Genomic DNA, 12,593 nt, shown 5'->3' with positions numbered 1-12,593 from the left:
AAAACTCGGTCATTTATCTTTAGTTCCTTGCTTCCTCTGGACGACCGGGCCACTCGTGGAAGCTAATAATCCGTAAGGAGCAACACATGCGTCATTACGAAATCGTATTCATGGTTCACCCTGATCAAAGCGAACAGGTTGCGGGCATGATCGAACGTTACACTGGTTCTATCACTGAAGCTGGCGGTACTGTACACCGTCTAGAAGATTGGGGTCGTCGTCAACTGGCTTACCCAATCAACAAGCTTCACAAAGCTCACTACGTTCTTATGAACGTTGAAGCTGACCAAGCTGTAATCGATGAGCTAGAAACTGCTTTCCGTTTTAACGATGCAGTTCTACGTAACATGATCATGCGTACTAAAGCAGCGATCACTGAGCAATCTATCATGCTTAAGCAGAAAGAAGAGCGTGCTCCTCGTCGCGAAGAGCGTGCAGAGTCTCGTCCAGAAGCTGCTGCTGAGTAATTGATTGTATGACCAATCGAATGGAGCTGAGTGGCACCGTCGCTAAGCCTCCGATTCGTAGTAAAAGCCCTAGTGGAATAGAGCACTGCCGTTTTTGGTTAGAGCACCGTTCTACTGTTATTGAAGCCGATTTAGCTCGCCAAGTTTATTGTCGTATGCCAGTCGTCATCAGTGGGCCAAGGTCACAAGCATTAACTCAAAATTTAGTACTAGGCAGTAACATTGTGGTAGGAGGCTTTGTCGCTTACCAAACCGGCCGAAATGGCATCGGTAAAATAGTGTTGCATGCTGACCACATCACTTATATTTAAGATCAGGAGATAGCCCATGGCTCGTTTCTTCCGTCGTCGTAAATTCTGCCGTTTTACTGCAGAAGGCGTACAAGAGATTGATTACAAAGACGTAGCAACTCTTAAAAACTACATCACTGAAGCTGGTAAAATCGTACCTAGCCGTATCACTGGTACAAGCGCTAAATACCAACGTCAACTAGCTCGTGCTATCAAGCGTTCACGCTACCTAGCTCTACTACCGTACACTGACAAACATCAGTAATCGGTTCGTTTTATTAAGACAGAGGATTAAATAATGCAAGTTATTCTACTTGATAAAATCGGTAACCTAGGTGCACTTGGTGACGCTGTAAACGTTAAATCTGGCTACGCTCGTAACTTCCTTATCCCACAAGGTAAAGCAGTTATGGCTACTAAAGCTAACGTTGAAATGTTCGAAACTCGCCGTGCTGAACTAGAAGCTAAAGTTGCTGAGCAACTAGCTGCTGCTGAAGCTCGTGCTGAGCAAGTTAACGCACTAGAAGCAGTTGTACTTGCTTCTAAAGCTGGTGACGAAGGTAAACTATTCGGTTCTATCGGTACTCGCGACATCGCTGAAGCAATCACTGCTGCTGGCGTTAAAGTTGTGAAAAGCGAAGTTCGTCTTCCTGAAGGCGCACTACGTAACACTGGTGAGTTCGCGATCAGCGTTCAACTTCACTCTGAAGTTTTCGCTACTGTAAACCTACAAGTTGTTGCTGAGAAGTAATTTCAGTTTCAAGACGTATTAGTAAAAAGCACCTCTAAGAGGTGCTTTTTTTTTGCCTGACATTTGTTTGAGAGAAGAGCTTTGCTCTCAACGCGTCATTGAGCGTTAAAAGATAAACAGCAGATTGACCGAAAAAATACTATCGGCTTTTTCCAAGCCTTCAGGCACGCGGTCATGATATTGACGAGAGTGAGCCAGCTTTAAGGCAATATCTTCGGTGATGTTGTTGGTGACGCTCAAGTCGGTATCAATACGGGTGTTACTATGGCCGGAGACTAAAGTCATATCCGCTGCGAAGGCGAGGTTGTCCAAGGCTTGCCAGCGGGTGTTCACATTGCCACGGAAGATCGCTTCTTCAACGATATCGGGGAAGATGATGTCATCATCATCAATCTCATCTTGGTTGGGTTCTTGATAACGAAAACCCGGGCCTAGCTCCAACTCCAGCATAAATAACTCGGTATTGGAGAACTGATAACCTAAGCCGGCTGAAAGCGTATAGTCTTTAAAGTAGGCGCTGTAGCGGGAATCAATTCCTTTAAAGCTGCCATAGGCATAGGTTTTTGCCCCCAGCTTATAGTCACTCTGTGCGCTGTAGGTGGATTGGCGTTTATCCTCTTCACCATCTTTGTACAATAGATAGTACTTCCATTCTCCGTTGGTACGATAACGACCTTTGGTGTATTCGGCACTCAGACGTGAGTTTAAAGATTGTGAATCTGAATTTCCCGAGTGAGATTGATAGCCAAACTCGACTTCGGTGTTCCATGGCGACGCGATCTCAATATCGTTTGGAATATCCACTTCTTCCGCCTGGACGAGCATACTGCTCATTAAACCTAAACTGGCTAGCCAAACTCTCGACACAAAGACCCTCAAATCACAAAAATAAACGATGAATAGTACAGGAGCGGAATGATAGTGTGAATACAAGGATGCACCGTCAGCAATAAGTTAATTCTATATGAGATGCACAAACTTTGGTTTGGCTAAAGACAACTGATGTATTCTCATTATAATGAACCTCCACGATAAGTAGTTGAGCAGAACCATGGCAGATACCCGTTCGGATAATCGCAAACGTAAACATCCTGATGCACAAGTGGATGCAATAAAAGTCCCACCCCATTCTCTAGAAGCAGAGCAATCCGTTATCGGTGGCTTGTTGCTCGATAATGAGCGTTGGGATACGGTTGCAGAACGAGTCATGGCGAGCGACTTTTATAGCCGCCCGCATCGCTTGGTTTTTGAAGCGGTTAAACGCATTCTTGAAGACAGCAAACCCCTCGATCTGATCACCTTATCGGAGCATCTTGAACAGCATGAACAGCTGGAAGATGTCGGTGGCTTTGCCTACTTGGCCGATTTGGTTAAGAACACGCCAAGTGCCGCCAACATCAACGCCTACGCGGATATCGTGGCTGAGCGCGCGATGGTGCGTAACTTGATCAGTGTGGCGAATGAGATTGCGGATTCCGGTTACGATCCGCAAGGTCGTTCGTCTGATGACTTGCTGGATCTTGCCGAGAGCAAGGTATTTGCCATTGCTGAATCCCGCACGACGGAAAGTGAAGGCCCACAGAACGTCGACAATATTCTTGAGAAAACGCTGGAGCGTATCGAGCTATTGTACAAATCGCCACAAGATGGCGTGACGGGGGTCAGTACGGGTTTCCACGATCTGAATAAGAAAACGGCGGGCCTGCAAGGCTCTGATTTAATCATCGTCGCCGCGCGTCCATCGATGGGTAAAACCACCTTTGCGATGAACCTGTGTGAAAACGCCGCGATGGATCAAGACAAACCAGTCTTGATTTTCTCTCTAGAGATGCCAGCCGAACAGTTGATGATGCGTATGCTTGCATCGCTTTCTCGTGTGGACCAAACCAAAATTCGTACCGGCCAGTTGGATGATGAAGACTGGGCGCGTATCTCTTCGACCATGGGTATTCTCATGCAGAAGAAAAATATGTACATCGATGACAGTTCTGGCTTAACACCAACGGAACTGCGTTCGCGCGCGCGCCGTATCGCTCGTGACTCAGGTGGCTTGAGCATGATCATGGTCGACTACCTGCAGTTGATGCGTGTTCCAGGGATGCAAGATAACCGTACCCTCGAGATCTCAGAGATTTCGCGCTCACTGAAAGCGTTAGCAAAAGAGCTAAACGTGCCAGTGGTGGCGCTATCGCAGCTAAACCGTTCCCTAGAGCAACGTGCCGATAAACGACCGATTAACTCAGACTTGCGTGAATCGGGAGCGATCGAGCAGGATGCTGACTTGATCATGTTTATCTACCGCGACGAAGTGTACAACCCAGATAGCTCAATGAAGGGCACCGCAGAAATCATCCTTGGTAAACAGCGTAACGGCCCGATTGGTTCGGTACGTTTGACTTTCCAAGGGCAATACTCTCGCTTTGATAATTACGCGGGTCCTGCGTTTGATATGGATGACGAGTAACACTATGAGTTATATGAAGGCAGCAACGGCGCACGTCGATCTTGCTGCACTGAAGCACAATTTGCAGCAAGTGAAGCGACAAGCGCCAAACAGTAAAATTATGGCGGTGGTTAAAGCCAATGGTTATGGCCATGGTTTACGCCACATCGCCAAACATGCGCAAGATGCTGATGCTTTTGGCGTAGCGCGCATTGAAGAAGCTTTGCAATTGCGTGCAGCTGGCATTGTGACCCCTATTTTATTATTAGAGGGTTTTTACTCGCCGGGTGATTTACCTGTTTTGGTGACCAATAATATCCAAGCGGGTTTGCACTGCGTTGAGCAGCTAGAAGCATTAGAAAATGCTCAGCTGGAAGCGCCGGTTCAAGTGTGGTTAAAGATTGATAGTGGCATGCATCGTTTGGGGGTGCGCCCAGAACAACTAGAGTCGTTTATTGCTCGCCTTAACGCGTGTGATAATGTCGCCAAGCCGCTGCGCTTTATGAGCCACTTTGCCAGTGCGGATGAACTTGAAAAATCGACCACGCTTGAGCAGACAGAGCAGTTCTTAGCGTTAACCCAAGGCTGCCAAGGCGAGCGTTCATTGGCGGCGTCAGCCGGCATTTTAGCTTGGCCTGAGAGCCAACTGGAATGGGTTCGTCCTGGTATCATCATGTATGGTGTCTCGCCCTTTAGTGACAAGTCGGCGGCGGAACTCGGTTATCGCCCAGTTATGACTTTAAAATCACACTTGATCGCGGTGCGTGAAGTGAAAAAGGGTGAAAGCATTGGTTACGGTGGTATCTGGACCAGCGAGCGAGACACGAAAGTCGGCGTGATTGCGATCGGCTATGGTGATGGTTATCCAAGAACGGCGCCGAATGGCACGCCAGTGTGGGTAAACGGTCGTCGTGTGCCTATTGCTGGCCGTGTATCAATGGATATGCTCACGGTCGATCTTGGCCCAGATGCGTGCGATAAAGTGGGAGATGAGGCGATTATGTGGGGTAATGAGCTTCCTTCCGAAGAAGTCGCTGCACATATTGGTACGATTGCTTACGAGTTGGTGACCAAATTGACGCCACGCGTCGATATGGTTTACTCAGACTAACAATGAAGGGAACGCAAATAGCGTTCCCTTTGTCGTTTTAGCGCGACGGATACTAGATTAAATAACGGTGTTTGATTTACTCACCTTGAATGGTTGCGATAAGACGACGAGATCCACCGTAATCGCGGTGCTCGCCTAAGTAGATGCCCTGCCATGTACCTAAGGCTAAGCGGCCATCAGTGATTGGAATTGTAATGCTCGAACCCAGTGTTGAAGCCTTGATATGCGCTGGCATGTCATCATCCCCTTCATAGGTGTGTTGGTAGTACGCTGCGCGTTCGGGAACCGAGTGATTGAAGTGCTTTTCCATATCACTGCGCACGGTAGGATCGGCATTTTCGTTAAGGGTTAAGCTAGCGGAGGTGTGTTGCACAAACAGGTGTAATAATCCTACTGAAAGTGATTGGATTTGCGGTAACTGTTGTTCAATTTCATCAGTAATCAGATGAAAACCTCGGGATTTAGCTGGTAAGCTGATCGTTTTTTGAGACCACATAATCTTTCCTTAACGAATTGTTTGGCAAATCTTATGAAGCTGGCTAGGCTAGTTGCACAGCTTTATATAAGCTAAGCTTTTGAACGTGATATACCTCAATGTGATTGAGTTTTCACTGAGTCATAATTAGCCATTGAAAAAAAATTACATAACCTTGTGTTTGCAGCATAGTGCCCAAACATCAGGAATAGCTTCTTTTTTGCTTAAAATCGGGGATTCCTAGCGAGTGATTAACTGGCGGGAATAGAGCCTACTGTAACATCGGAATAGAGACCATGTTGAAAAATATTAACCCAACGCAAACTCAAGCGTGGAAAGCGCTAACTGCTCATTTTGAATCTGCTCAAGATATGGATCTGGCAGAGCTTTTTGCTCAAGATGCGGCTCGCTTTGACAAGTTTTCTACACGTTTTGGTGACGATCTCCTGATCGATTACTCTAAAAACCTCATCAACCAAGAAACGTTACAACATCTTTTCGCGTTAGCAAAAGAGACGGATCTTCAATCAGCAATTGAAGCGATGTTCAGTGGTGAGGCGATCAACAAAACAGAAGATCGCGCCGTGTTACATACTGCGCTACGTAACCGTAGTGACAAACCAGTGATGGTTGATGGTCAAGATGTGATGCCAGCGATCAACGCTGTTCTAGCAAAAATGGAACTGTTTACGCACCGTATCGTTTCGGGTGACTGGAAAGGTTACACCGGTAAAGAGATCACTGATGTCGTGAACATCGGTATCGGCGGTTCTGACCTAGGCCCTTACATGGTGGCTGAAGCATTAGCACCGTACAAAACGCGTCTAAACATGCATTTTGTTTCTAACGTTGATGGTACTCACATCGTTGAAACGTTGAAAAAAGTAAATCCAGAAACGACATTGTTCCTGATTGCATCGAAAACATTTACCACTCAAGAAACCATGACCAATGCACACACTGCGCGTGATTGGTTCCTAGCGGAAGCGGGTGATGAAGCGCACGTTGCTAAGCACTTTGCGGCACTATCAACCAACGCAACCTCAGTGGCTGAGTTTGGTATCGATACCGACAACATGTTCGAATTCTGGGATTGGGTTGGCGGTCGTTACTCGCTATGGTCAGCAATCGGTCTGTCTATCTCTCTAGCGGTAGGTTACGACAACTTTGTTGAGTTGCTAGAAGGCGCTCACGAGATGGATAACCACTTTGCTGAGACTGAGCTAGAAAACAACATTCCAGTGATCTTGGCGTTGATTGGCCTATGGTACAACAACTTCCATGGTGCAGAATCTGAAGCAATCTTGCCTTACGATCAGTACATGCACCGTTTTGCTGCGTACTTCCAGCAAGGTAACATGGAGTCGAACGGTAAATACGTCGACCGTAACGGCGAAGCTGTCACTTACCAAACTGGCCCAATCATTTGGGGTGAGCCAGGTACTAACGGTCAACACGCGTTCTACCAGTTGATCCACCAAGGCACTAAGATCATTCCTTGTGACTTTATCGCACCAGCACTGAGCCATAACCCAGCAGGCGATCACCACCAAAAACTGATGTCGAACTTCTTTGCTCAAACAGAAGCATTGGCATTTGGTAAGAGTGCAGAGACGGTTAAAGCGGAATTTGCTCAAGCAGGTAAGAGCGACGCAGAAATGGCTGAGCTAGTCCCATTCAAAGTGTTTGAAGGTAACCGTCCAACTAACTCAATCCTAGTGAAACAAATCACGCCACGTACTTTGGGTAACTTGATTGCAATGTACGAACACAAAATCTTCACTCAAGGCGTTATCTGGAACATCTTCAGCTTCGACCAATGGGGTGTGGAACTTGGTAAGCAACTCGCAAACCAAATTCTACCTGAGCTTGCTGATGCAACAGAAATTAGCTCGCATGATAGCTCGACTAATGGTTTGATCAATGCGTTCAAAGCTTTTAAAGCTTAGTCGTTAGTATACTTGCAGCCATGATATTGAGTATTTTGGCGAGTAAAAGTTGAAAGGTAAAACGCCAGCAATGCTGGCGTTTTTTATTGATGCGTTTTAATCGCTTCTCGCTTCTCGCTTTAGACCGCGTGATGAATGGTGCTTTTCGTTTCCGTTTGCACTGAGAATTTTTGTCCAAGCATCGCAATTAACTGATCGTAATATTGGCTATTTTGCTTATTACCGAGCAGTTTACATAGCTCGTTTCCGGTAGGGGTAAAACGGTAGTAAAGTAAACGTACCCCTTTGCTATGCACTTGCAGTGCAAGATTCTTACCTTGGTAAATTAATGGCAATGGGGACTCTAAATCAATCTCACCAGACTCTAGTTCGGTGCCATGCATTAAGCCAAGTTCAAACAGTACCAATAAGCTGGAATAGGGCAGCTGGTAATTGCCAACATTAATATTGCTGGTAAGCGTACGTTTACCCAAACTGAAGATACCTGCTTGGGCGCGAAAACCAATTAACAACTTGCGACTGTTATCATTCCCAAAACTGCAGGCAAGCGAAGCGGCCCGTTGCAGGATCTGCGCTTCTTTGGGGGTCATATCGTGCAACACTTTGAGGGCTTTCATTGAGGTAGAGCCTGGGTTAGTCACTTCGCGTTTAAACACTTGTGCCCACAGGCGCTGCATTGCAGGGTTATGGACTTCTTGGGCCATATCAAAAAAGCGATATAACCAATCTTGATCCGGCTCTCCAGCGGTTTCATCACTACAGGCGGAGTGCGCCAGTTTTAAGATCTGCTCTAAGTTTTTTTGCCGCTGTTCACGGCGACGACGTTCGCGTACTAAAGCACGTTCTAAGGCAGGTTTTTGTGGGGACTCTTTTTGTAACAGAGCATCTAAACCATGATCTTGAGCAATATGCATTACGCGACTTGAGCTGTCTTTTACGTAGTTAGATTTTTTCTCGTGACGGCTTTCGTTGCTAGGCGGATGCTCGATAGTGATTGGCTTGCGACTCTCAGACATGGTTTTTCCTTCACCCACATGGACTTACTGATAACTGTACCTTTTTATATTCGCGCTCGCCAGAGAAACTAATGTGAGTCATGTCGGTGTTATTTGATGTTGCGATGTTCGGAGGTGACGGATATTGGCAAGGTTTGAGGCACTCGTTTATGAACCTATCTTTGCTTGCATTATTGTTGCCGTCAGCTGCTTAAGACCAATTCACACGATAACGGCAAATTTCGCTGTCACCAGTGATAACAATTTGTTAAAATTGTTACCAGTTAGCGAGGGTTCTTATGAAATATTCCAAAGAGAATAAATTTAGAAAGCACCTATCCATTGCCTTATTACTCTTTGTTTACCTAGCGGTACTAGTTTATCTGTCTAGATTCTTAATCTAGTCAGCCAGATGTTTAGGGCAATGAATAGGTTGCTTGTTTGTTAAACTTTATGTGCTTTGAACCATTGGGTCTAAGCTAGATTACAGCGCGAGTTTGATTCACCGCGCGTACTCAGTAATCATCGTATTCTGCTATGGCAGTCCCTTCGATGATGTAACCCGTTTCCGCCAGTTCATGATTAAAGGTTTCGGTTTTGAGTGTGCCGATAACGTAGATCACATCCCATAGCTGCTGAATCGGTGCGCCTTGAGGAAACTTCACATAAATGATTTGATTTGGTGGCGGTGGCGGAACATGGATGCAGGCACCAAAGTATGGCACCAATAAGAATTCCGTGATCTTCTCTTCATCCCCTTCTAATGGCACCACAAACCCCGGAATTTTCACCTGACTACCATTAAGTTCTTGTCTGACAGAGCCTACCGTTGATTGCTGCATTGCCGCTCCACTATGGTCGGTAATCAGTGGCATACCTACCGCATCAAACTGATTACGTTCGCTTTCTGGGATCAAGTCGACCCAATCTAGACTTAGGATCTCCTCATTGGCAACACTATAAGTAGGCAAAGCGAAGCTCAATGCCCAGCACACGAATACTAAGATTTTTTTCATGGTTACACCCGTATTGTCATCCCATCGCTTAGAGACTGACGGTATGCTCGTAGCGCAGGGAAAATACCTATCACAGTTCCAGCAAACTGGACGGCAGCGATAAGACCTAATTCATAAGAAGAGAGCATGACTAACGGTAGCTGAATACCGTAATTTTGCGTCACAAAGGGGCCGGCTAATGCTAACAAGCCATAGAGCAAGCCAATACCTACCGCAATACCGATAGCCGTGAGCACACTGGCTTCGAGGATCAGTAGAGTGAAAATATGCCGAGGCCTTGCCCCCATCGCTCTCAAGATAGCCATTTCTCGGCGTCGTTCTTGTAAGCTGGTGAGTAAGCTGGAAAGCATACCGAGTAAACCGGCGACAACGACAAAACCAGAGACCACCATTAAAGCTTGTTCCGCAACGGACATCATGCCCCATAATTCATGCAACGCGACACCGGGTAAAATAGCGCTTAGCGGTTCTTGCGGGTAAGTGTTGATCTGACGCTGTAAGGCAAAGGTTTGAATTTTTGACTTCAGACCGACCATCATCGCGGTAATTTGGCCCGGCTGAAAATCAGCCTTGGCTAGGCTTTCAGCGCTCGGTGTGGCACCAAGTCGTGCACCAGATTCCCAACCAACATGAATGGCCTCAATTGCTTCTAAGGAAACATGCACGGTTTTGTCCACGGGCGTGCCGGTTGGTGCAAAAATGCCAACCACTTTAAACGGTAAGTTATCGTGGCGACTAAAGCCCACATCGCTAATTCCGTGCGCAATAATGATTTCACTACCAATATGGTAGCCAAGCTTCTTCGCCACATCCGCGCCAATGACCGTTTCAAATAAGCCTTCAAATGGCTTGCCTTGGCTGAGTGCTAGCGCCTGCTTATTACCATAACGATAGTGCTCAAAATAGCTTTGATTGGTGCCTAATACACGAAAACCTTTGTGTGAATCCCCAAGTGACAAGGGGATGGTCCAATCAACAGCGCGGTGTTGGCTAAATTCTTGATAGCTCTTCCAGTCGATATTATTGGTCGCGTTACCAATGCGAAATACGGAGTAGAGTAATAAGTTAACTTGCCCTGATCTACCGCCAACAATCAGGTCGGTACCTGAAATCGTATTGGCAAAACTCGCTTTCGCTTGAGTACGAATACGCTCAACGCCAAGCAGTAGAACCAATGAAACTGCAACGGTAAGAATGGTGAGGAAGGCCGTTAAGCGGCGGTTGTTGACACTCTTCCACGCTAACATCAAGGTTGGGCTCATGCTGGCTCTCCTGCTTGATTGATTAGACGCAGATCTAAGCTGCGGTCAAATAGTGCTTCAAGTGTGGGATCGTGGCTGACAAATACCAGTGTGGCATTGACCTGATTAACTTGCTCTAGCAGCAGTTCTATAAACGCCGTGCGATTGTCATGATCGAGTGAAGAGGTTGGTTCATCAGCAATGATCAATGGTGGGCTGCCAATCAGCGCCCGTGCAGCGGCAACGCGCTGTTGCTGACCGATACTGAGTTCTACGACCGGTTTATGCAGTAGCGCTGGGCTTAAATGTAATTTTTCGAGCAGATCTTGAGCGCGCAAAGCAAGATCAACCTCGACACGTTGCTTACGTTGAGCTGAAAACTGACAAGGGAGAATGACGTTTTCAATCACGCTTAAATAAGGCAGTAGATTAAATTGCTGAAAAATATAACCAATATTGTCTGCACGAAATCTATCACGTTGACGGCTACTAAGTTGCCCCTGATCCTCGCCAAGAATCGTCACGGAACCTTGTTGGGCTTGATTAATGCCCGTAAGAAGACCTAATAGTGTCGATTTACCACAGCCACTTGGGCCTTTAATAAATAAATGCTCACCACGGTGAACATCTAATTTCTCTATTGCGAGAGTCGGTTTATCGCCACCTGGCCATGTGAACTCTACTTGCTGTAGAGCAATCACCTTCGATTGTGAGGTGTTATTCATTGAGTATTCCAATCAATATCGATAACAACGAGAGCTTGATATGAGTACCAAGCTCTCTTTTTTGTTACAGCTTAATCGTGCTGTTTTTCGCGTTAAGGTCAACGGCTTTTTGTTCTGTGTCGGTTAAGACATTAGCACGAACTTTCTCTGTGCTTGGAAACAAGCTAAACCATTGTGTATCGATCTGTTTAAGCTGACTAATTTCACCACATTGGTAATGGTATTCAACGGTGAATTCACCATGTCCAGTATGATCGTTATGTTCATCATGGTCATGATGTTTTTCTTGATCTTGATGATGGGCTTTTTCATCATGCTGGTCGTGGTCGTGGTGCTCATCTTCACCTAACGTGTGACGCACTGAGACATGCTCGATTTCACATTGAGCAGACGAAGAAAGCGCAAGTACTTCTATTGGCTTTTCCAGTTGAGCAATCGCCTTAGCAAGCGCCTGTTTTTGAGCCTCGTTTTCTGCAGCATGCTCAAAACCGACGACGTCTGCACCGGGTGAGGTTATTTCAAACAGCAATTCGTCACCATCTTGGGCGATATTGAATTCGACTTCACCATGGACGTGAGCGTCATGCTGGCGAAATCCCTCTTCTGCCATAGCGGTGTGTGTAAAGAGTAAACCTAGAGCGAGTGCAATCGGAGAAAACTTGTTCATTTTACTTTCCTAGAGCTGATATAAATATGGCGTACTACCCACAAAGTTTGTTTTGTGCGCAGAGTTCATTCCTGTGCGTCGCGGGATTAGAAATGCGAGGTCAGAAATTAAATTTGTCGTATTTAGATAAGCTTAGGTGGTGCGCGAGCAATTTGCGCGATCACCGGAACCTCTAAGTAGTGATATACAGCAAGCGAAGGTGGAGGTTCTGATGAATTGGAGAGTAGTAGAGCCAGTGAGCTCGATTTGGCGCCATGCACTACGCTAGCAAAAAGTTGGCAGTGATGGTGCTCGTGGTGTTGAAGATTAAGGTCTAATTGGTGATGGATGACGGCAAAGTTCGTCCACAGCAGTAGCATGACGGTACAGAGTACAATCATCAATTTGCGCGGAGACAACAAACCAAAGCGAGGCGTCATAATCATCAATTAATAAAAACGGAATTGTTATACTATAACAACTC

15 protein-coding genes are annotated in these 12,593 nt (G+C 46.2%); 7 read left to right on the top strand and 8 right to left on the bottom strand.

The annotated features are described in order from the left end of the window. Positions 1 to 86: 86 nt before the first annotated feature. The 4 genes from rpsF to rplI are packed head-to-tail and all read left to right on the top strand — an operon-like array spanning position 87 to position 1,508. Entirely contained in the window at positions 87 to 467 is a 381-nt protein-coding gene (gene rpsF / locus RJD38_RS04875) for a 30S ribosomal protein S6 (protein WP_005596629.1), read from the top strand. An 8-nt stretch (positions 468 to 475) separates the two neighbouring features. Continuing rightward, positions 476 to 778, top strand: a complete 303-nt coding sequence (gene priB, locus RJD38_RS04870; protein WP_005596632.1) for a primosomal replication protein N — start codon at positions 476 to 478, stop codon at positions 776 to 778. Between the two features lie 16 nt (positions 779 to 794). Next, positions 795 to 1,022 (top strand): 30S ribosomal protein S18, encoded by a 228-nt coding sequence (rpsR, locus tag RJD38_RS04865; protein WP_000090472.1) that lies wholly within the window; start codon positions 795 to 797, stop codon positions 1,020 to 1,022. A 33-nt stretch (positions 1,023 to 1,055) separates the two neighbouring features. Next, positions 1,056 to 1,508, top strand: a complete 453-nt coding sequence (gene rplI, locus RJD38_RS04860) for a 50S ribosomal protein L9 (protein WP_005596634.1) — start codon at positions 1,056 to 1,058, stop codon at positions 1,506 to 1,508. Between the two features lie 105 nt (positions 1,509 to 1,613). Here the strand turns inward: rplI and RJD38_RS04855 are convergent, their stop codons facing one another. Next, complete coding sequence (locus tag RJD38_RS04855; protein ID WP_065544970.1) at positions 1,614 to 2,333, bottom strand: DUF481 domain-containing protein; 720 nt, start codon at positions 2,331 to 2,333, stop codon at positions 1,614 to 1,616. A gap of 226 nt (positions 2,334 to 2,559) precedes the next feature. On the opposite strand from RJD38_RS04855, the gene RJD38_RS04850 reads away from it, so the two are divergent. Together RJD38_RS04850 and alr are read left to right on the top strand one after the other, a co-directional pair. Further along, entirely contained in the window at positions 2,560 to 3,972 is a 1,413-nt protein-coding gene (locus RJD38_RS04850) for a replicative DNA helicase (protein WP_005592521.1), read from the top strand. 13 nt (positions 3,973 to 3,985) lie between these two features. Then, positions 3,986 to 5,062 (top strand): alanine racemase, encoded by a 1,077-nt coding sequence (alr, locus tag RJD38_RS04845; RefSeq protein WP_005592523.1) that lies wholly within the window; start codon positions 3,986 to 3,988, stop codon positions 5,060 to 5,062. 76 nt (positions 5,063 to 5,138) lie between these two features. Here the strand turns inward: alr and RJD38_RS04840 are convergent, their stop codons facing one another. Beyond that, positions 5,139 to 5,558: a secondary thiamine-phosphate synthase enzyme YjbQ gene (locus RJD38_RS04840; protein WP_005592755.1), complete on the bottom strand. Its 420-nt coding sequence runs from the start codon at positions 5,556 to 5,558 to the stop codon at positions 5,139 to 5,141. Positions 5,559 to 5,833: 275 nt separating this feature from the next. On the opposite strand from RJD38_RS04840, the gene pgi reads away from it, so the two are divergent. Next, complete coding sequence (gene pgi / locus RJD38_RS04835) at positions 5,834 to 7,486, top strand: glucose-6-phosphate isomerase (RefSeq protein WP_005592756.1); 1,653 nt, start codon at positions 5,834 to 5,836, stop codon at positions 7,484 to 7,486. Positions 7,487 to 7,605: 119 nt separating this feature from the next. Here the strand turns inward: pgi and RJD38_RS04830 are convergent, their stop codons facing one another. The 6 genes from RJD38_RS04830 to RJD38_RS04805 form a co-directional block, all read right to left on the bottom strand. Continuing rightward, positions 7,606 to 8,502 (bottom strand): TIGR03899 family protein, encoded by an 897-nt coding sequence (locus RJD38_RS04830; protein WP_065544971.1) that lies wholly within the window; start codon positions 8,500 to 8,502, stop codon positions 7,606 to 7,608. 494 nt (positions 8,503 to 8,996) lie between these two features. Beyond that, positions 8,997 to 9,497 (bottom strand): DUF3299 domain-containing protein, encoded by a 501-nt coding sequence (locus RJD38_RS04825; RefSeq protein ID WP_005593522.1) that lies wholly within the window; start codon positions 9,495 to 9,497, stop codon positions 8,997 to 8,999. A gap of 2 nt (positions 9,498 to 9,499) precedes the next feature. Beyond that, entirely contained in the window at positions 9,500 to 10,759 is a 1,260-nt protein-coding gene (locus RJD38_RS04820) for an ABC transporter permease (RefSeq protein ID WP_005593520.1), read from the bottom strand. Further along, on the bottom strand, positions 10,756 to 11,463 hold the full coding sequence (locus RJD38_RS04815; RefSeq protein WP_005593519.1) for an ABC transporter ATP-binding protein: 708 nt from the start codon (positions 11,461 to 11,463) through the stop codon (positions 10,756 to 10,758). Before RJD38_RS04815 ends, RJD38_RS04820 begins: the two co-directional genes overlap by 4 nt. A 64-nt stretch (positions 11,464 to 11,527) precedes the next feature. Then, on the bottom strand, positions 11,528 to 12,130 hold the full coding sequence (locus RJD38_RS04810; RefSeq protein ID WP_367971404.1) for a zinc uptake protein ZrgA: 603 nt from the start codon (positions 12,128 to 12,130) through the stop codon (positions 11,528 to 11,530). Positions 12,131 to 12,252: 122 nt separating this feature from the next. Then, positions 12,253 to 12,549 carry a DUF2607 family protein gene (locus tag RJD38_RS04805; RefSeq protein ID WP_065544973.1) on the bottom strand — a complete coding sequence of 99 codons (297 nt, stop codon included), beginning with the start codon at positions 12,547 to 12,549 and terminating at the stop codon, positions 12,253 to 12,255. Positions 12,550 to 12,593 lie beyond the last annotated feature (44 nt).

This window comes from Vibrio scophthalmi (assembly GCF_040869025.1).
In the GTDB taxonomy this organism is placed as follows: Bacteria; Pseudomonadota; Gammaproteobacteria; order Enterobacterales; family Vibrionaceae; genus Vibrio; species Vibrio scophthalmi.
This window is presented reverse-complemented; position numbering and strand designations above follow the sequence as displayed.